Genomic DNA, 19,841 nt, shown 5'->3' with positions numbered 1-19,841 from the left:
GGAAATATAATGGCTTTAAGACAAATAGTTCAAATAGGAGAACCAGTATTAAGAAAGAAATCAAAAAAGGTTGAAAAAATTGATGAAAAGATAATACAATTATTAGATGATATGGCAGAAACTATGTATAATGCAGATGGTGTTGGATTAGCTGCACCTCAAGTTGGAATCTTAAAAAGAGTAGTAGTAATAGATATTGGAGAAGAGCTTATAGAACTTATAAATCCTGAAATAATAGAAACATCTGGGGAGCAAATAGATGAGGAAGGGTGCTTAAGTGTTGTTGGAGAAGCTGGAGATGTTAGAAGACCAAATTATGTAAAAGTTAGAGCTTTAAATAGAAATGGTGAAACAATAGAGTTAGAAGGAGAAGAACTTTTGGCTAGAGCATTTTGTCATGAAATAGACCACTTAGATGGAATTCTATTTGTTGATAGAATAGAAAAGTAGTAGGAGTTGATTTAATGAAAATAGTATTTATGGGAACTCCTGATATAGCAGTTCCTTGTTTACAAAAAATAATAGATGAGAAGTATGAAATATTAGGTGTTGTAACTCAACCAGATAAACCAAAAGGAAGAGGTAAAAAACTGGGTATGAGTCCAGTAAAAGAACTGGCAATTGAAAATAATATACCTGTATATCAACCAATCAAGGCTAGAGATAAAGAATTTATAGATACAATGAAATCTTTAAATCCAGATGTAATAGTGGTTGTAGCTTTTGGGCAGATACTTCCAAAAGGAATATTAGAGATTCCTAGACTTGGATGTATAAATGTTCATGTTTCTTTACTTCCAAAATATAGAGGTGCGGCACCTATAAATTGGGTAATAATAAATGGTGAAGAAAAGACTGGTGTTACAACTATGTATATGGATGAAGGTTTAGATACTGGAGATATGATACTAAAGACAGAAGTAAATCTTGATGATAATATAACAGCAGGAGAACTTCATGATAAAATGATGAATATAGGAGCAGAAACATTAAAAGAAACATTAAAGTTAATTGAAGAAGGAACTGCTCCAAGAGAAGTACAAAATCATGAGGAATTTTCTTATGCTCCAATAATGAATAAATCATTAGGTAATATAGACTTTTCAAAAAGTGCTAGGGAAATACATAATTTAGTTAGAGGTGTAAATCCATGGCCAAGTGCTTATACTACCTATAATGGTGTTATAATGAAAGTTTGGAAAACTAAAGTGTTAGATGAAAAAAGCACCAAAGGTGCAGGTACAATAATTGATGTAAGCAAAGAGGGTATAAAAGTAAGCACTATAGATAAGGTGCTTTTAATTGAAGAAATTCAGATGCCAAATAAAAAGAGAATGTTGGTTGGTGAATATATAAAAGGGAATACTATAGAAACTGGTTTAGTATTGGGTTAGGTGAAAAGTATGACAGATATAAAGAAGTATTTAACAAGTGTTGGGATTTTAATTCTAATATTAGGGATTTTGGTAGGAGTTGTAAATTTTTTTATAATAAGTTTGACTCAAATATTTTCTTTAATAATAAATATTATAATAATGTCTCTAATACTTATAATACTATGTTCAACAGCAGTTACTTATAGAGTAATTAAAGGAAAGAATGTTAACTCAAATATAATGAAGATAAATTTTAAGATTGTCAGTGGATTATTTCCTATTATATCTTTCATTGCATCATCATTTGGTATGTCAAAAAGTGAGATTAGAAGAATATATATAAAGTTAAATAATGAATATATATACAGTAATAAATATAATTTTAATCCAGAGGATATAATAATTTTAATACCTCATTGTATTCAAGAGAATAGTTGTAAATTAAAAGTTACTAATGATATAGATAATTGTAAAGAATGTGGAAGATGCAACATAGGAGAACTAATTAAGCTAAAGGAAAGAACTAATGTAAAAATATTTGTAGCTACAGGAGGAACTTTAGCTAGAAAAATTATAATAGACAATAAACCTAAAGCTGTTGTAGCTGTTGCATGTGAAAGAGATTTGACATCTGGAATACAAGATATTAAAAAAATTCCTGTTTTAGGTGTATTTAACAAAAGACCTAATGGGCCTTGTGTAAATACTAATGTAGATATGGTAGATATTGAAAAAACTATAGACTTTTTAACAGGAAAAAGTATATTAGCTTGTAATTAAACTGTTTTTAAGTTATGTGAATATTAAGAGGATGTATAATAAAAATATATTTTAGGAGAGTGTTATTTATGTACCCTGTATATGGCGGTTTTTGGGGATTTGACCCAACGATGGTTGTATTAATTCCAGCTATATTATTTGCTTTATATGCACAATTTAAAGTAAGTTCAACAACAAATAAGTATTTAAGAGTAAATACACGTAGAGGATATACTGGAGAGCAAACAGCAAGAAGAGTACTTGATTCAAATGGTTTGTATGATGTAAGTATAGAAATGGTTAGAGGGCATCTAAGTGACCATTATGACCCAAGAAGAAAGGCTGTAAGATTGTCAGAAGATGTGTATTATGGAACATCTATAACTTCTGTTGCAGTAGCTGCACATGAATGTGGTCATGCAATACAACATGCTAAAGGTTATGCACCTCTTCAAATAAGAAGTAGCTTAGTACCAGTAGTAAATTTTGCTTCAAGTATATCTTGGTTTTTAATACTTATAGGATTTATTATGGCTGGTCCATTTTTAAAAATTGGGATACTATTGTTTTCGGCTTCAGTGTTATTCCAAATAATAACATTGCCTGTAGAATTTAATGCTTCAAGTAGAGCAATCGTCCAACTTGGAAATTTAGGTATTATAGATGAGAGTGAGTCAAGACAAAGTAGAAGAGTGCTTTCAGCAGCAGCTTTAACATATGTTGCAGCAGCATTGGTTTCAATACTTCAATTACTTAGATTGTTACTAATAGCTCAAAGAAGAAATGACTAAAAGTAAAGTGGGTTGTTTAGAAACAACCCTTTTTTATGTTTAATAATAAGGGAGAAATTTATATGGATGCAAGAGAAATTGGATTTAAAGTATTATGTGATATAGAAAAAAATGATAATTACTCAAATATTGCAATAAATAAACATTTTAAAAACTTAGAAATGAGTGACATGGATAGAGGGCTTGCCACAGAATTAATATATGGAGTAGTAGAAAATAAGTATTATTTAGATTATATAATCAATAAACTTTCAAAAATAAAAGTAAAAAAAATGTCAACTTATGTTAAAATCTTTTTAAGAATGGGAACATATCAGATTTTGTTTTTAGATAGTATATCTGATTATGCAGCAGTTAATGAAACTGTAAAACTATCTAAGAAATATGATAAAAAGTCTTCTGGTTTCATAAATGCCATTCTTAGAAATGAAATAAGAAGTAAGGATACTATAATGGACATAGCTGAGGAAGATAGTGTAAAATACTTATCTATAAAGTATTCTTATAACTCTTGGATTATAAAAAATTGGATAGAGAAATTTGGACAAGAATTTACTGAAGATTTGTTGGAAGCGAACAATGAAAAGCCTAGTATCTATATAAGAACAAATACACTTAAAATAAGTAGAGAAGAACTTATTAAAAAATTAAGTGAAATGGGCATTTTATGTTTAAAAATTCCTATGGTAGAAGAAGCTATTAAAGTCGAAAAAATGAAAAATATAGAAAAAAATAAATTATTTAAGGCTGGTTTATTTACAATTCAAGATATAAGTTCTATGATAGTAGGGAAAGTAATTAATCCAAGAGAAGGTTCATTCGTTTTGGACGTATGTAGTGCTCCTGGAGGAAAATCTACCCACTTAGCCACTTTAATGAACAATACTGGTCAAGTAGTAGCTAGAGATATTTTTGAGCATAAACTAAAGCTTATAAAGTCTACTATAAACAGATTGGGACTTAAAAATGTATGTATAGAAAGATTTGATGCTTCTGAGATTGATGAAAATAGTATAAGTAAATTTGATTATGTTTTAGCAGACGTTCCTTGCTCTGGTTTTGGTATAATAAGACGTAAACCAGAGATTAAATATAAGAAAGAAGAAGAGTTAAAAGACATCACTTCTATACAAAAGAAAATTCTAGAAAATGCATCTAAGTATGTCAAAATTGGTGGAACTTTAGTATATAGTACATGTACAATTCAAGATGTGGAGAATATAAATATAGTTAATTCTTTTGTTGAAGAAAATAACAATTTTGAATTTACTCCAATTGATACAGTAAATGTAGATTTAGACAATCAGGATAAAGGATACTTAAAAATATACCCTAATATTCATGGTATAGATGGTTTTTTCATAGCAAAATTAAAAAGAATAAGGTAGTGAGAAAATGGAAAATAAAAAGGTAGTATTAAAGAATTTTACTGAAGTTGAACTTAAAGAATTTATGAAAACTATAGATGAAAAGCCCTTTAGAGGAAGCCAAATATTCTCTTGGATATATAAGGGTGCAAAAACTTTTGATGATATGAATAATATACCAAAAAGTTTGAGAAATAAATTAGAAGAGGTTTCATGTATAGGGCATATAGATATAGAATTAAAGTTAGAATCTAAGGTAGATAGTACAAAAAAATATTTGTTTTTATTAGATGATGGAAATATAATAGAAACTGTGATGATGGATTATGATAGTAGAGTTACTGTCTGTGTTTCTAATCAAGTAGGTTGTAGGATGGGGTGCAATTTTTGTGCATCTACAATGGATGGATTGATTAGAAACCTAGAGCCATGGGAGATTTTAGACCAAGTTATTAAAATTCAAGAAGATACTGGCAAGAGGGTATCAAATCTTGTCTTGATGGGAAGTGGTGAACCACTTGATAATTTTGAAAATACAAAACAATTTTTAAAAATAATTAACGAAAAAAATGGTCTTAATATAGGGTATAGACATATAACTCTTTCAACTTGTGGAATAGTACCTAAAATGTATGAGTTGGCAGATTTAGAAATAGCTATAAATTTAGCTTTATCACTTCATTCACCCTATGATGAAGAAAGAAGAAAAATTATGCCTGTAGCAAATGCCTATTCTATTAAAGAAATATTAGATGCATGCAGATATTATATAAAAAAGACAAATAGAAGGGTTACATTTGAATATTCTCTTATAAAAGGAGTAAATGACTCAGAAAAAGAAGCAAAGGCATTAGCTAAACTCTTAAAAGGTATGCTGTGTCATGTAAATTTAATACCAATAAATAAAGTTGAAGAAAGAGAATACGAAAAGCCAGATAAAACATTTATTTATAAGTTTAGGGATAGTTTGGAGAAAAATAATATACCTGCCACAGTTAGGATGTCTATGGGTTCTGATATTAGTGGAGCTTGTGGGCAATTGAGAAGAAAATACAAGTAATTTGTAAGGAGGAAGTCGTATGGTTTATAGTTGTGCCTCCCATATAGGAAAAATAAGAAAAAACAATGAAGATTATTGTGAGGGAGAAGTTATAGATACAGAACATGGTCCAATAGGAATATTTGCCATAGCTGATGGAATGGGTGGACATAAAAAAGGTGAAGTCGCCAGTAAATTAGCAGTAGAAAATATAATTGATTTTCTAAAAGAAAACTTATTACAACATGATAATGTAAAAATAGACTATATAGATGATATATTAAAACAGGCTTATAATAGTGTAAACTCAATTGTGCACAAAAAATCTATGGAAGATATAGAATTTGAAGGAATGGGAACTACATTAGTTACAGCTATAGTGTATAATAATGTCTTATATGTGGCAAATGTTGGAGATAGCAGATGTTATTTGTTAACAGATGAAAAATTTGATAAAATAACTATAGACCATTCCGTGGTTGAAGAACTTATGATGGCTCACGTTATTACAGAAGAAGAGGCGAGAAGACATCCACAGAGGAATAGAATAACTAGAGCAATTGGAACAGATGATATGGTTGTTGTAGATATTTTTAAGAAAGAAATCAAAAAAAGTGATATAATACTTCTTGCGACAGATGGATTAACTGGGTTTATTAATGATGAAGATATAAGAGATTTAATATTAGATTATGAATATGAGAGAATTAGTAATATAAGTGAAGAATTGATAAGTATGGCCAATGATGTTTCTGGTAAAGATAATGTTTCGGTTATAGTGATAAAAGTATAATTAGGACGGTGATATTGTGGGAGATACAATTTTAGGAAATCGATATGAAATCATCAGGAAGATTGGTGATGGAGGAATGGCCTTTGTATATGAGGCTAAAGACAGGTTATTAAACAGGACTGTTGCACTTAAGGTACTTAGACCTGAATTTGTAGATGACGATGAATTTTTAACAAAGTTTAAAAGAGAGGCAGAGGCAGTAGCAAGTCTTTCCCATCCAAATATAGTAAATGTTTATGATGTTGGTGAAGATGGAAAAGTTCACTACATTGTAATGGAATTTGTAGATGGGAAGAATTTAAAAGAGATTATACAAGATGAAGGTATATTAGATGAATATACTGCATTAGATATAACAAAACAAATAGCTATGGCACTTAGTGCTGCACATAAAAAGGGGATTATACATAGAGATATAAAACCTCATAATATTCTCATATCTAATGAAGGAAGAGTAGTAAAAGTAGCTGACTTTGGTATAGCCAAAGCTGTTTCAAATTCAACAATCACAAATATTGGTAGTATAATAGGTTCAGTGCACTATTTTTCGCCAGAACAAGCTAAAGGTAAATTTGTAACTAATAATGCTGACCTGTATTCTTTAGGTATAGTTTTATATGAAATGTTGATAGGAAAAGTTCCGTTTAGGGGAGATAGCCCAATTTCTATAGCCCTTCAACATATTAATGATGATATAGACTTTACATCAGAAGAAAAAGTTAGAATTCCTCAAAGTGTAAGAACTACAATAAAAAAGCTTACAGAAAAATCTAGTGCAGATAGATATCAAACTGCTGAAGAGTTGATAGAAGATATAGAGTATATAGAAAAAAACATTGATTTAGATTTTATAAAAGAATATGATGATTTTGCAACTAAAAAAATTGATGAAAAGGAAATTAATAAGGTTGTAAATCCAACATTTGCAAAACCAGCTCCTGAAAGAGTGGTTAAGCCTGTTGAAGTAGCTGATTTGGATGATGATGAAGATTACTATGATGATTTTTATGAAGAAGATGAAGATGAAGAAGAGGAAGAGATAATGAGAGCTAAAAAGAATCAAAGACCTAAGAATACTCCAAGTAAGAGAACTAAGAAAAAGAAGAAAAAACAGGAAAGCCCAAAATCTAGAAGAAGATTAAAAGTAATTGCAGCTGTTTTAATATTGATATTATGTGCTCAAGTATTCTTAGCATATAAGTTTTTATTTGCTGGAGGATTTGGCAGTAAATCTTTGACTGTCCCTAATCTTGTAAATATGACATTAGAAGAAGCTCAAAGTGCTGTTGAAAAAGAAGGATTATCCTTAAGTGTAAAAAGTGAAGAGTATAGTAGTGAAGTTGATGAAAATTGTATAATATCACAGACACCTGAAGGTGGAAGTACAAATGTCAAAGAGGGTGATACTATAAATGTTGTTGTAAGTAAAGGTTCAAATCAGGCTTCTGTTCCTAACGTAGTGGGACTTACTTTAAGTAATGCAAAACAACTCATTGAAGAAAATAATTTAAAAGTGGGAACTGTTAAGTATGAATATAGTTCAATATATAAAGAAGGTACGGTTCTAAACCAGAGTCCAGGAGCTAGCTCATCAAGAGTACAAGAAGGTGATGAGATAAACTTATATGTAAGTAAAGGTTCACAAAAGTCCAATACACAGACTCCAACAGTACCAGATAAAACACCAACAAAGCCAGATAATGATACAACGACAGAATCTGGTTCAAACTCAGGAAACAGTGGAGGAAATTCAGGAGGTTCGAATTCAGGAAATAGTGGAGGAAACTCAGGAAATAATGGAAGCAACTCAGGAGGTTCAAACTCAGGAAATAGTGGAGGAAACTCAGGAGGCTCAAACTCAGGAGATAATGGAGGAAACTCAGGAGGTTCAAATTCAGGAGATAATGGGGATAATTCAGGAGGCTCAAGTTCAGGAGGCTCAAACTCAGGAGATAATGGAGGAAACTCAGGAGGTTCAAGTTCAGGAGGTAACGGAGAAACTCCATCAGGCACTGGTGGAAATACTGGTAAAACAGAATAAATGTTAGTAAAATAAGAGCTGTCCTTTTATAGAAAATATTTTCTTTAAAGGGCAGTTTGTTTTGTATAAAATATTGAATTGGTTATAATATAAGGAGAAAAATATCTATGAAAAATAAAACAGTTTTAATTACAGGAGGCTCTAGAGGTATTGGTAAAGCTATGTCTAAAGCTTTTGCAAAAGAAGGTTACAATGTATTAATAAATTTTAATAAGTCAGAAAGTGAAGCTAAAGAGTTGTTTACTATATTAAATGAAAAAAATTTTTCTGTAAAACTTTTTAAGGCTGATGTTTCAAATAGAGAAGATGTAGAGAATATGATAGATTATTGTGTAAAGGAATTTGGAGGTTTGGATGTACTTGTGAACAATGCTGGTATAAGTCAAGATAAGTTGTTTACAGATATAACTGACGAAGACTGGGATAATATGATGAATATTAATTTAAAAGGAAGCTTTTATTGTTCACAAGTTGCTTTAAAATACATGATATCAGAAAAAAAAGGAAATATAATTAATATATCTTCAATTTGGGGTATATCAGGTGCTTCTTGTGAAGTGCATTATTCTATAACAAAAGCAGGTATGATAGGAATGACAAAGGCATTAGCTAAAGAAGTAGGTCCATCAAATATTAGAGTAAATAGTATAGCTCCAGGTGTTATTAATACTGACATGTTGTCTGGATATAATGAAGAAGATATAAATTTTCTTGTAGAAGAAACTCCTCTAATGAGGCTAGGAACTTCAGAAGATATAGCAAATTGTGCTATTTTCTTGGCATCAGATAAATCAAATTTTATCACTGGTCAAGTAATTAGTCCAAACGGAGGATTTGTTATTTAAAAAAAATATGGTATTATATAAAAATAGGAGAGAATAACACGATATACTACTCATAAATAGTATATGTTTGTACAAATTTTATAAAGGGAGGCATTTGATGCTAGAAGGAAAAATTATAAAGGGGATTAGTGGATTTTATTATGTAGATACAGATAATGGTATTTATGAATGTAAGGCTAGAGGAATATTTAGAAAGCAGAAAATAACACCTCTAGTTGGCGATAGAGTCAAAATAAGTATTGTTGATGAAGATGGAAAAAAAGGTATCTTAGAAGAAATAGATAGTAGAGATACAGAACTTATAAGACCTCCTATAGCAAATGTAGATAAGGCATTAATAGTATTTGCAATAAAAAATCCTAAACCAAACTTATCTCTTTTAGATAGATTTATAGTTTTGGCAGAAAAAGAAAATTTAGAAACTGTAATAATCCTTACAAAAGCAGATTTAGATGATAATGATATATTAGAAACTGTTAAAAATATATATGAACTTAGTGGATATAAGGTAATACCTGTAAGCAATATTACTAAGTTAAATATAGATAAAGTAAAAGACGAACTAAAAGAAAATGTCGTAGTATTTGCAGGTCCATCTGGAGTTGGAAAATCAAGCTTGCTAAATGAAATAGATGAAAATTTTAAACTTCAAACAGGAGTGGTAAGTGATAAAATAAAAAGGGGAAAACACACTACTCGTCATGCTGAACTTTTAAAATTGGAATTTGGTGGAATGGTTGCAGATACGCCAGGTTTTAGTTCACTTGCACTTGAAGATATAGAGGAAGTAGAACTTAAAGATTACTTTATAGAATTTGATAAATTTAATGATTGTAAGTTTGGTTCAAAATGTATTCATGAAAATGAACCTAATTGTGCTATAAAAGAAGCTGTCGCAAATGGAGAAATATCTAAAGAAAGATATGATAGTTATATACAGCTACTAAATGAAATAAGACAAAATAACAGTAGGAGGTATTAGAAACATGATTAAATTAGCACCATCAATATTATCAGCAGATTTTGCAAAATTATTAGAGGATATAAGAAAGGTAGAAAGTGCAGGATGTGAATATCTTCATATCGATGTAATGGATGGACACTTTGTACCAAACATTACATTAGGACCACTTGTAGTTAAAAGTTTAAAGAAAGAAAATATAAATATGGTATTTGATGCTCATCTTATGATAGAAAATCCAGACCAGTATATTGAGGAGTTTGTAAAAGCAGGATGTGACATAATAACTGTTCACCAAGAGGCTTGTGTTCATCTACATAGAACTATACAAAATATAAAATCACATGGAATAAAAGCAGGTGTAGTACTTAATCCAGCTACACCAATAGATACTATTAAACATGTACTACCTGATTTAGATATGGTATTATTGATGTCTGTTAACCCTGGATTTGGAGGGCAATCATTTATACCTTGTGTTTTAGATAAGATTAAAGAGTTAAAAGCTATTATAGATAGTCAAGGGTTAAATATCGATATAGAAGTCGATGGCGGTATAAGCCCTAAAAATGTAGCTGAAGTTGTACAAGCAGGAGCTAATGTGATAGTAGCAGGTTCTGCAATATTTGGAAGTGATGACATTCAAGAAACAGTTAATTTATTTAGAAAGAATTCTTCCCTTGAAGAATTAGTTTAAGAATGAAAATCTGTATTGTCTTAAATGGTGAAATTGAAAATTATGAAGTTACAAGAGATATTATAATTAAAGAATGTTATGACTGCATAATATGTGCAGATGGAGGGGCAAATCACACTTATAAAATGGAAATAATGCCAGATTATATATTAGGAGATTTAGATTCAGTAGAAGAAGATAAGATAAACTTCTATAAAAATAAAGGTGTTAAATTTGAAAAATTTCCATCTAAGAAAGATGAGACTGATACAGAACTTTGTCTTTTTTTAGCTAAGACCCTTAAAGCAAATCATATTGATTTTTTTGGTGCCTTAGGTGGAAGGATTGACCATACTCTTGCAAATATAAAGCTATTATATTATTTAAAAGAAGATGGTATATATTCTAGGATACTTTCTGATAAAGAAGAGATGTATATAGTTGAAAATGAGGAAATTACATTGTATGGAAATTCAGGTGACACTATTTCTGTAATAGCTATAAAAGGTGACGCTAAAAGTGTAACACTTACTGGTTTAGAATACCCTCTAGACAACTATTATATGAAATACTCTATACCTATTGGAATATCAAATGTTATGTTGAGTAATTCTTGTAAGATTAAAGTAGAGCAAGGTTGTGTACTTGTAGTTAGAAATTTATAAAAGTTGCTTTTGACAATTGATTTTATATTACAGAGCAGATACAATCAAGTAAAATATATTTATGATTGTATCTGCTTTTTAGTATATAATTATAGATAGATAATAAATTTTGACATAAGGGGGATTTTTTGTGGTAGATAGTATTATTTTTGATTTAGACGGAACGTTATGGGATTCAACTGAAGAAGTATGCAAGGTCTGGCAGGATGTTTTAAGTAAACATAAAGAAATCGATTTAAATGTCACAAAAGATTTATTTAGAAGTGTTATGGGGCTTTCTTTTGATGAAATAGCAAATCGTTTATTTCCAAATTTAAATGAAGAGGAAAGAATGAATTTATTGAATGAATGTTCTTTAAAAGAATGTGACTATTTATCTGAAAATGGAGCTAAATTGTTTGATGATATAGAAGATACTCTTAAGTTACTCTCTAAAAAGTATAAATTATTTATAGTAAGTAATTGTCAAGCTGGATATATAGAATCTTTTTTAAAAGCACATAAGCTAGAACAGTATTTTATAGACTTTGAATGTCCAGGAAATACTGGTTTACACAAAGGGGAAAATAATAAACTTATAATTGAAAGAAATAAATTAATAAACCCAATCTATGTTGGAGATACGCAAGGTGATGCAAATAGTGCTAAGTTTGTAGGTATACCTTTTATATATGCGAAATATGGATTTGGGAATGTGGATGTATATGATTATTTTATAGACTCATTTAAAGATTTATTAGAACATGATATATTAAAATAAGATGAGTTTAAAAATTATATTAAAATAAATAAAAAGCTATAGGGGGATTTAAAAATGGAATTACAAGATACTATTTTTAAAAGACAAAGTGTAAGAAAGTTTAAAAATCAAGATGTCTTAGATGAAGATATTTTAAAAATGATAAAAGCAGCAGGGGCAGCTCCATCAGGAAAGAATATTCAAAACTGGCATTTTGTAGTTATAAAACGCCGTGATTTGATGGAAAAGATAGCAGATGTGATAACTAAAAAACAAGAAGAAATACTTGTAGAAATGGATAAAGTTTCAGAAGAAAAGGCTAATAGATTTAGAAAATTTGTGCCAAACTTTACATTATTTTATTTAAAAGCTCCAGTTTTAGTATTAGTTTTTACAAAGGTATATAATCCATCAGGATATTATGAATTAGAGCTTATAGATGCACCTAAGGAGACTATAGATAAATTATTCATAAGAAATCCAGGTATGCAGAGTTTAGGTGCTGCAATTGAAAACTTTACACTATCAGCAATTGAACTTGGATATGGTTCTTGTTGGTTAACAAGTCAAAACTATGCAGCAGATGAGATAGAGGCTGTTTTAGAAGCAGAAACTGGATTTGAAAAGGGAGAGTATTTTTTAGGAGCAATGTTAGCTCTTGGAGTACCAGAGGATAACCTAAAGAGCCCATCTAAAAAACCAGTAGAAGAAATATGTACATTTATAAAATAAAAAGTAATAACATTCTAAAAACAAAATAAATTAAAAATTAAAAAGTAGATTTTATTGATATTAATATTATATTTCAAATCATTGATTTAATTGATACAATAAGAGCTACTTTTTTTGTGCATATTAATTTTGAATATATTTAAATCTTTAGAAAATCTTTAGAAAAGTATATATAATATCTTAAGTTTTTAACTTTAATATTAAGTATATAAACAAAATGAAACAATACTAAACGTATACTAGAAGGAGGTCTTCAAAATGGGAATTAAGCACAAATAACTAAAATAAAAATATATAAATATATAAGAAAATGGAAAAACTTCTATCATATTGTATAATCATATATGTAAAGAAAATTTATAAATTAATTGATATAAAGGAGATTAAAATGAATTCATATAATATTTTGGTGGTAGAAGATGAAAAGGAAATAGCAGATGCTATAGAAATATACTTATTAAATCAAGGGTATAATGTTTTTAAAGGATATAATGGACTGGAAGGTCTTAAGGTTATAGAAAACCAAGAAATACATTTAGCAATAGTTGATATAATGATGCCTAAAATGGATGGAATAACACTTACAATGAAGCTTAGAGAAAATCATAATTTCCCAGTAATAATGCTATCTGCAAAATCAGAAGAAGTTGACAAAATAATGGGGCTTAATATAGGAGCAGACGACTATGTAACAAAACCTTTTAAGCCATTAGAGTTATTGGCTAGAGTTAATTCACAACTTAGAAGATACACTAAGTACCTAAATCTGATTGGAAATAAAGAGCAAAATGTAGAAACTAACGATAGTATCTTTGCAATAGGTGGATTAGAATTAAATGAAAATACAAAAGAAGTTAGTATTGATGGAAAGTATATAAAAACAACTCCTATAGAATTTAAAATACTAAGCTTACTTATGAGAAATGCAGGAAGAGTTTTTTCTGCTGATGAAATATATGAAAGAGTTTGGAATGAAAATGCTGTGAATACAGATACAGTTATGGTACATGTTAGGAATATAAGGGAAAAAATAGAAATTGACCCCAAAAATCCTAAATATTTAAAGGTGGTGTGGGGTGTTGGATACAAAATTGAAAAAATTTAAAGATAAATATATAGTTACTATTATAGTTTTTATACTTATGTTATCAGCATCATTAGGTATGATTAGTCAATATTCTACTATACAAGCAGGTGCTAAGGGTGGAGCAAAAAACCCATTTGAACAAGAACGTTTTGTAGATAATATATATAAAGGAAGTTATGTTTTATATCATAATATGAAAGAAGAACAAGAAGGTAAGATGATACAACCATCAAAACTTTTTATAAGTGAAGAAACTATGAACTATATAAAAAATGTAAGTAAAGAAAAAGATTCTTATGGTGGTTCAGAGGTTTATTATACGGATGATAGTATTAACGCAGATTTTAATGAAAACTTTGAAAGCTGGGAGTCTTTCATTAAAGAGTCAGGAAAAAATTTAAAATATTATTTAGTTGATAAAGGAAGTAATTTTGAATTTTTTAATGATAATAAAGAATTAGGAGCACTTGATACAACAAAGAATGATGCCTCAAAAGAAAATTCTGATGGAAATCATTTAAAAAACACAGAAATAAATGATGAGGAAAGACAAAAAAAGATTACGGATATAAAAGAAAACTATAGATTCTATATTGTAATGAATTTTGATAAAGATGGAAAAGTAAATGTTGTGGATTCTTATGGAGTAAATCAAAAAGTTATTAATCAAATGTTGTTATCTAAAGCAAGAGAAGATTTAATGGATACAAATTTAGGTGAAAATTCGATTTCATATAAGCTATCTCCAATAAAAAACATGACACTAGTATATGCTGTACCTAAAGTAATAAGTAAGGGTGATAGTGGAGAGTATAGTTATGGAAGTATTTATAATAATGATAATATAAGTTCATATATAAATAACGTAGAAAATACTTCTTACTATAAAATTTCTGAAATGATTTTAAAAATTATATTAGCTATAGTTGTGATTGTATCTTTAGTATTCCCATATAGAAAATCTAAGGAGTTACTAGGATTTGATACATTATCAAGAATACCATTAGAGATACTTTTTATTGCTATTTCTATTGTACAGGGGATTGTAGATTTATATCCGACTGGTATAATAAGTGATACCTTGAATGGAAATTATGTGGAGTATCTAATAAACAATGACATAAGTGATAAGACGGCTAGTATATTGGTAAGTTTAATGAATTTAACTTATTGGTTTGTAATCTTCTCAATAATATTTGTATTTATAACACTTTTAAAACATATTTTAAATGTTGGAATAAGAGAGTATTTTATAAAGAATACTGTAACAGGAATGTTTTTTGTATGGTTTAAAAAAGCAGGAAAAAAAGTTATTAATCATATTAGAACAATAGATTTAAAAGAAAAACCAAATAAAACTATAGTTATAATTCTGGGAATAAACTTATTAATTATAGTTATAATGTGTAGTATGTGGTTCTTCGGAATAATACTTGCATTAATTTACTCAATAGTTTTATTTAAAATACTATCAGATTACTCTAAAAAGACAGTCTGTGAATATAATCAACTTTTAGATGTTACAAAGAAAATTTCAGATGGAAATTTAGAAGTAAATATGGAAAAAGATTTAGGATTTTTTAATCCTATAAAGGATGAACTAGGAAATATTCAAACTGGATTTAAAAAAGCTGTTGATGAAGAAGTTAAGAGTCAAAAGATGAAAACAGAGCTTATATCGAATGTATCACATGACTTAAAAACACCTTTAACATCTATAATCACTTATATAGATTTATTAAAAGATGAAAGTATAACAGATGAAAATCGTAAGTTGTATATTGATACATTAGATAGAAAGTCACAAAGATTGCAGCATTTAATAGAAGACTTGTTCGAAGTAAGTAAGGCGAATAGTGGAGATGTTCATTTGAATATAGTAAATGTGGATATTGTATCTCTAATGAAACAGACTCTTTTAGAATTAGATGACAAACTTTCAGACTCATCTCTAATATTAAAAAATAATTTTTCTAGTGAAAAAATAATATTACCATTAGATAGTCAGCGTACATTTAGAGTATTTGAAAATCTTATAATAAATATAAGTAAGTATGCAATGCCAAATTCAAGAGTGTATATTGATATTTTAGAAACAGATAATGAAGTAATTATCATGCTTAAAAACATGTCTGCAACTGAGATTTATTTTAGTGTAGATGATATAATGGAGAGATTTGTAAGAGGAGATAAGTCACGTAATACAGAAGGTTCTGGGCTTGGTCTAGCAATAGCAAAAAGTTTTGTAGAGTTACAGGGTGGTAAGATGAATATAAGTGTGGATGGTGATTTATTTAAAGTTACAATTACTTTTAATAAAAAATAGACTAGACTTCTATAACAGGTTACAACTGTAAAATCTATAAAATAAAATTTTGTAAAAGTTGTCTTGAAATATAATGTTAATTTGTACAAATAAAAAGGTGAATCCTGATATACTGGGTTCACCTTTTTCAGTTTATAAAACATATTATGTATATCACTTTAATACTTTATTCATTAATCAATGAAGTTGCTAATATGGAACTTCCTATTAATCCTGCATCATCTCCTATTTCTGCTAACTTTATATTAACATTAACAGTTTCAAAAATCATTTTTTTAACTTGGGACACAATATCTTTTAAGTAAGTGATATTATGTAGTATTATAGAGCCTCCAAGTACTATAACCTCTGGGTCTACTATTACTATGATATTGGCTATTGCTTTTGAGATATTTATTACCCAGTTATTTATAATTTCCTTGCAATATGGATTTTTTAATTGAGCCTGTTCAAAAACTTCCTTTGTAGAAATATGTTTGTTTAATTTTTCAGTGTCAATTCTAGATATATTAATTCCACTACATTGACCCTCAAGGGCTCCTTTATATATATATCCACCTCCAATACCAGTTGATAGAGTAATATAATACACACTTTCTGAATCTTTTCCTGAACCTACTTTAGCTTCACCATATCCTGCTACATTAGCATCATTGTTAACAGCTACAGGAACACCAAACTCAGTTTCTATAAATTTCTTTATCTCAAAATTTTCCCAGCCTAGTAAATTAGGAGGGTTTAAAATTTTTCCTCCTATGTTTTGTGTAGTACTCATATTTTTCATAATATAAATTTTCGGATTTTATTGTATATATTATATCAATAACTATTAGTATTTTATATAATCTATAAAAAGGCTTATAAAGAATAAAATCCTATATAAGCCTTTTTATATTATTTAATTACGATTGTTTGTACTTTACAATGTGATAAAGAATTTATTTCTACAGTTTTTACATTTATTTCATACTGGTTAGCGTTATCATAGCTTTCATCCAGCATTGCACTATAAGCACTAGTAATATTCTTATTAATACTAAAACCTCCTTTAGTATATTTATTTTTCATACCATTGAAGATTCTAATTACAATTCCGTCTCCTTTTTCCTCTTTCTTTATTGCACTTACAGTAAAATTTGAATTATTTACATTCATTAAACTGTATTCATTTTCATATGTTTGTTCTTCATCTCTAAATGCAAATATAAGTCTACCATTTAAAAAATCAGCGTATTCATATATTTGTATAGGTGTTAAGAATCTCTTAGCTGTATTAGTTACATTTGCTTCATCAAATTTACTATTGTAGATGTAAAGACCAAAGTCAAAGTTTAACTCTTTAAGCAATTGTGCATCTGGTGTTGCTATTATCTTTTCTCCAGAAGCTCTTCCTGGTCTATAAAGTAAATTTTCTCTTCCCATATATCCAAATGACCTGAATAGTGTTAATGCGATTGTGTCTAGATTAGTACCGACTATTTGATATTCTCTTACACAATCAGTCATCAATGCTATACCTCTTTGTCCATCCTCTAGAGTAACAAAACTTTGCATTGGTTCAATCGTTATAGGTTTTTCTTGCCAAGATTGATTATCTCTTTCCCATAATGCAATATCTTTTTCTAATACTGTTGGTCTTTGTATTATTCCAAATTGTTGGTCTGCTATAGAAAACTTAGATGCTATTTCAGTATTAAATAAAAATCTTACTCTATGAGATAATGCTTGGTCATTTTTTATATTAACATTAAACTTAATTATTTGCTCTTTAGGCTCTAATGTAATTTTCATTGTTACTGGCATTTTCACAGAAACTTTACCTCTAGCCCTTTCTTTTAGTGAAGCTGGTATGGTTAACGAATACTTAAGTATCATTTCTTCTTGAACATCTGATTTTAGTACTTCTACTAAAGATATAGAATCTAAGGATGATACATAAATATCTTCTCTTGGTGGAGAATAGTTGTATGAATCTCCATCATCTCCATTGTCTTCAATTACAGCTTGGTTTTTATAAGTTTTATTAGATTCTTTGTCTAATATTTCTACGGAACCATTTTCATTAGCCGTTATTTTGTAATATTCGTTTTCTATTTCTTTGCAATTACTTGTTTTTACTTCACATGTATTCTTAGTATCCAACTCAAACACTAGTTGAGTATATCCCATTGGTGGTATATCTTTTATTGAAAGTGCAATTTTTGCTCTATATACAGTTTCTGGTATATATATTTTTTTACTTGGGTTTAATCTTATTGTTTGAGTCAATACGTAATCTGTAATATCTTCTTTTTCTTTTACTATATAATTAAGAGTTTCTCCGTTTTTATTCTTTATCACAAAATCTTGACCTGGAATATAAGTATCAAATTCAACAACTTCATTTCTAACTTCTGGTAATCCATTGAATACTGTTAATGTTATTTCTTCATTATTATTTTTGATTTGAGTACTTATAAGTCTCATATGCAAATCTAATAAATTTATACTTAAATCTCTAGCTTGTTTGTATCTTGTATATACATCTTCATTTGTCGTGTCACTATTACAAGAACCTATACTGTCATGAGCTGCATTTTCAAACATAAGCTTCCATATATCCTTTATAACTAGGTGAGGGTATTCATTTCCAAGTGAATAACTTAATGTTAATAATGGTTCAAGTACATTTGTAATATAGTTTTCTAACTTGTTATTCATTATCTTAAGGTCTGACCTTGAGGAGAATATTGATTTGTGTATTCTCATATGTTTAGCATTTACAAGCTCTCCTTTAAGCTCTGAAAATTCATTTCTTTCATTTCTTACTGAATCTATATAGTTTTCTATACTGCTTATTTCGTATTCATTTTCGTTATCTATTTCGTTAGCTTTTTTTAATATATCAGGAAGATTTTTTCTTATCGGTGCCTGGTCAAATCCATTTGGAAAATATACATTGTTAGTAGAGGCCTTACTTTTAAGTTTTCCAATTGTATCTTCTAGATATTCTTTTAAATCTGAATCATCTTCTGGTATATTACCTCCATAGTAATAACCAAATGGTATTTGAACTGCTAATACTTTTGAACCATCTGAACCTTTCCATATAAATTCTGTCGTGTCTACCATATCATCAGAAACTCCACGCCAAAACAATGAACTATCTATTCCAAAGCCTTTATATATTTGTGGCATTTGAGCTGATTGCCCAAAAGAATCTGGTACATATCCAACCTTCATAGGTTCACCAAATTCATTGCATCTATCTATTCCATAGTAAAGGTTTCTAACTATAGATTCTCCTGATATAACTAATTGGTCTGTTTGAGTGTACCAAGGTCCTACAACTAATTTTTTTCTTTGAACTAAATCTCTTATTCTATCTTTATCCTGAGGTTTCCATTTTAAATAATCATCTAATAGAGAAGCTTGTGCATCCATAGTAAAGTATTTAAAGTCTTCTTTTTCTTCTAATGTGTCTAGTATATCTTGAAAATCTTTCATTAGATATATTTTTGACCTTGATGTTGTAAAATACCATTCTCTATCCCAATGACTGTGTGGAACTACATGTACTTTTGTCTTCTTCATAAAACCCTCCCAAAATTTAATTGAGAATTGAGGGTAATCTCAATTCTCAATTACTCAAAATTAAGTTTTTA

Annotated in this window: 18 protein-coding genes; 16 read left to right on the top strand and 2 right to left on the bottom strand. The window is 28.8% G+C overall.

Annotated features, from left to right (window positions below):
• Positions 1-9 precede the first annotated feature (9 nt).
• From def to IR152_RS08790, 16 genes are all read left to right on the top strand, one after another.
• Complete coding sequence (gene def / locus IR152_RS08865; RefSeq protein WP_227451446.1) at positions 10-450, top strand: peptide deformylase; 441 nt, start codon at positions 10-12, stop codon at positions 448-450.
• 14 nt (positions 451-464) lie between these two features.
• Complete coding sequence (gene fmt / locus IR152_RS08860; RefSeq protein ID WP_227451445.1) at positions 465-1,394, top strand: methionyl-tRNA formyltransferase; 930 nt, start codon at positions 465-467, stop codon at positions 1,392-1,394.
• Between the two features lie 9 nt (positions 1,395-1,403).
• Positions 1,404-2,156, top strand: a complete 753-nt coding sequence (locus IR152_RS08855; RefSeq protein ID WP_227451541.1) for a DUF116 domain-containing protein — start codon at positions 1,404-1,406, stop codon at positions 2,154-2,156.
• Between the two features lie 68 nt (positions 2,157-2,224).
• Complete coding sequence (locus IR152_RS08850; RefSeq protein ID WP_227451444.1) at positions 2,225-2,926, top strand: zinc metallopeptidase; 702 nt, start codon at positions 2,225-2,227, stop codon at positions 2,924-2,926.
• 62 nt (positions 2,927-2,988) lie between these two features.
• On the top strand, positions 2,989-4,314 hold the full coding sequence (rsmB, locus tag IR152_RS08845; RefSeq protein ID WP_227451443.1) for a 16S rRNA (cytosine(967)-C(5))-methyltransferase RsmB: 1,326 nt from the start codon (positions 2,989-2,991) through the stop codon (positions 4,312-4,314).
• A 7-nt stretch (positions 4,315-4,321) separates the two neighbouring features.
• Entirely contained in the window at positions 4,322-5,353 is a 1,032-nt protein-coding gene (gene rlmN / locus IR152_RS08840; RefSeq protein ID WP_227451442.1) for a 23S rRNA (adenine(2503)-C(2))-methyltransferase RlmN, read from the top strand.
• Between the two features lie 19 nt (positions 5,354-5,372).
• Positions 5,373-6,125 carry a Stp1/IreP family PP2C-type Ser/Thr phosphatase gene (locus tag IR152_RS08835; RefSeq protein WP_227451441.1) on the top strand — a complete coding sequence of 251 codons (753 nt, stop codon included), beginning with the start codon at positions 5,373-5,375 and terminating at the stop codon, positions 6,123-6,125.
• Between the two features lie 16 nt (positions 6,126-6,141).
• Positions 6,142-8,166 (top strand): PASTA domain-containing Ser/Thr kinase PrkC, encoded by a 2,025-nt coding sequence (gene prkC, locus IR152_RS08830; protein ID WP_227451439.1) that lies wholly within the window; start codon positions 6,142-6,144, stop codon positions 8,164-8,166.
• A gap of 107 nt (positions 8,167-8,273) precedes the next feature.
• Positions 8,274-9,011 carry an elongation factor P 5-aminopentanone reductase gene (ymfI, locus tag IR152_RS08825; RefSeq protein ID WP_227451437.1) on the top strand — a complete coding sequence of 246 codons (738 nt, stop codon included), beginning with the start codon at positions 8,274-8,276 and terminating at the stop codon, positions 9,009-9,011.
• Positions 9,012-9,108: 97 nt separating this feature from the next.
• Entirely contained in the window at positions 9,109-9,993 is an 885-nt protein-coding gene (rsgA, locus tag IR152_RS08820; RefSeq protein ID WP_227451436.1) for a ribosome small subunit-dependent GTPase A, read from the top strand.
• A gap of 4 nt (positions 9,994-9,997) precedes the next feature.
• Positions 9,998-10,669 carry a ribulose-phosphate 3-epimerase gene (rpe, locus tag IR152_RS08815; protein WP_227451435.1) on the top strand — a complete coding sequence of 224 codons (672 nt, stop codon included), beginning with the start codon at positions 9,998-10,000 and terminating at the stop codon, positions 10,667-10,669.
• Positions 10,670-10,671: 2 nt separating this feature from the next.
• Complete coding sequence (locus IR152_RS08810) at positions 10,672-11,313, top strand: thiamine diphosphokinase (RefSeq protein ID WP_227451434.1); 642 nt, start codon at positions 10,672-10,674, stop codon at positions 11,311-11,313.
• Positions 11,314-11,443: 130 nt separating this feature from the next.
• Complete coding sequence (locus IR152_RS08805) at positions 11,444-12,073, top strand: HAD family hydrolase (protein ID WP_227451433.1); 630 nt, start codon at positions 11,444-11,446, stop codon at positions 12,071-12,073.
• Positions 12,074-12,127: 54 nt separating this feature from the next.
• A complete protein-coding gene (locus tag IR152_RS08800; protein WP_227451431.1) occupies positions 12,128-12,784 on the top strand; it encodes a nitroreductase family protein in 657 nt (218 codons plus the stop codon).
• Positions 12,785-13,172: 388 nt separating this feature from the next.
• Positions 13,173-13,889, top strand: coding sequence for a response regulator transcription factor (locus IR152_RS08795; RefSeq protein ID WP_227451430.1), 717 nt, complete (start codon positions 13,173-13,175; stop codon positions 13,887-13,889).
• Positions 13,861-16,197: a sensor histidine kinase gene (locus IR152_RS08790; RefSeq protein WP_227451428.1), complete on the top strand. Its 2,337-nt coding sequence runs from the start codon at positions 13,861-13,863 to the stop codon at positions 16,195-16,197. Before IR152_RS08795 ends, IR152_RS08790 begins: the two co-directional genes overlap by 29 nt.
• Positions 16,198-16,363: 166 nt before the next feature.
• Here IR152_RS08790 and IR152_RS08785 read toward each other — a convergent pair whose 3' ends face one another.
• Positions 16,364-16,981 carry an ROK family protein gene (locus IR152_RS08785; protein WP_227451427.1) on the bottom strand — a complete coding sequence of 206 codons (618 nt, stop codon included), beginning with the start codon at positions 16,979-16,981 and terminating at the stop codon, positions 16,364-16,366.
• Positions 16,982-17,091: 110 nt separating this feature from the next.
• Positions 17,092-19,770, bottom strand: coding sequence for a mannosylglycerate hydrolase (mngB, locus tag IR152_RS08780; protein ID WP_227451425.1), 2,679 nt, complete (start codon positions 19,768-19,770; stop codon positions 17,092-17,094).
• Positions 19,771-19,841 lie beyond the last annotated feature (71 nt).

It is taken from the genome of Clostridioides sp. ES-S-0108-01 (assembly GCF_020662285.1).
In the GTDB taxonomy this organism is placed as follows: domain Bacteria; phylum Bacillota; class Clostridia; order Peptostreptococcales; family Peptostreptococcaceae; genus Clostridioides.
Note: the sequence above shows the minus strand (reverse complement) of the source record. Positions and strands in the feature narration are given on the sequence as shown.

Coding starts and splice junctions, on each gene's coding strand:
- ymfI (WP_227451437.1), top strand. CDS start 8,274: ATGAAAAATAAAACAGTTTTAATTACAGGAGGCTCTAGAGGTATTGGT.
- fmt (WP_227451445.1), top strand. CDS start 465: ATGAAAATAGTATTTATGGGAACTCCTGATATAGCAGTTCCTTGTTTA.
- IR152_RS08835 (WP_227451441.1), top strand. CDS start 5,373: ATGGTTTATAGTTGTGCCTCCCATATAGGAAAAATAAGAAAAAACAAT.
- rsgA (WP_227451436.1), top strand. CDS start 9,109: ATGCTAGAAGGAAAAATTATAAAGGGGATTAGTGGATTTTATTATGTA.
- IR152_RS08785 (WP_227451427.1), bottom strand. CDS start 16,981: ATGAAAAATATGAGTACTACACAAAACATAGGAGGAAAAATTTTAAAC.
- rsmB (WP_227451443.1), top strand. CDS start 2,989: ATGGATGCAAGAGAAATTGGATTTAAAGTATTATGTGATATAGAAAAA.
- mngB (WP_227451425.1), bottom strand. CDS start 19,770: ATGAAGAAGACAAAAGTACATGTAGTTCCACACAGTCATTGGGATAGA.
- IR152_RS08850 (WP_227451444.1), top strand. CDS start 2,225: ATGTACCCTGTATATGGCGGTTTTTGGGGATTTGACCCAACGATGGTT.
- IR152_RS08855 (WP_227451541.1), top strand. CDS start 1,404: ATGACAGATATAAAGAAGTATTTAACAAGTGTTGGGATTTTAATTCTA.
- rpe (WP_227451435.1), top strand. CDS start 9,998: ATGATTAAATTAGCACCATCAATATTATCAGCAGATTTTGCAAAATTA.
- IR152_RS08810 (WP_227451434.1), top strand. CDS start 10,672: ATGAAAATCTGTATTGTCTTAAATGGTGAAATTGAAAATTATGAAGTT.
- IR152_RS08800 (WP_227451431.1), top strand. CDS start 12,128: ATGGAATTACAAGATACTATTTTTAAAAGACAAAGTGTAAGAAAGTTT.
- def (WP_227451446.1), top strand. CDS start 10: ATGGCTTTAAGACAAATAGTTCAAATAGGAGAACCAGTATTAAGAAAG.
- IR152_RS08795 (WP_227451430.1), top strand. CDS start 13,173: ATGAATTCATATAATATTTTGGTGGTAGAAGATGAAAAGGAAATAGCA.
- rlmN (WP_227451442.1), top strand. CDS start 4,322: ATGGAAAATAAAAAGGTAGTATTAAAGAATTTTACTGAAGTTGAACTT.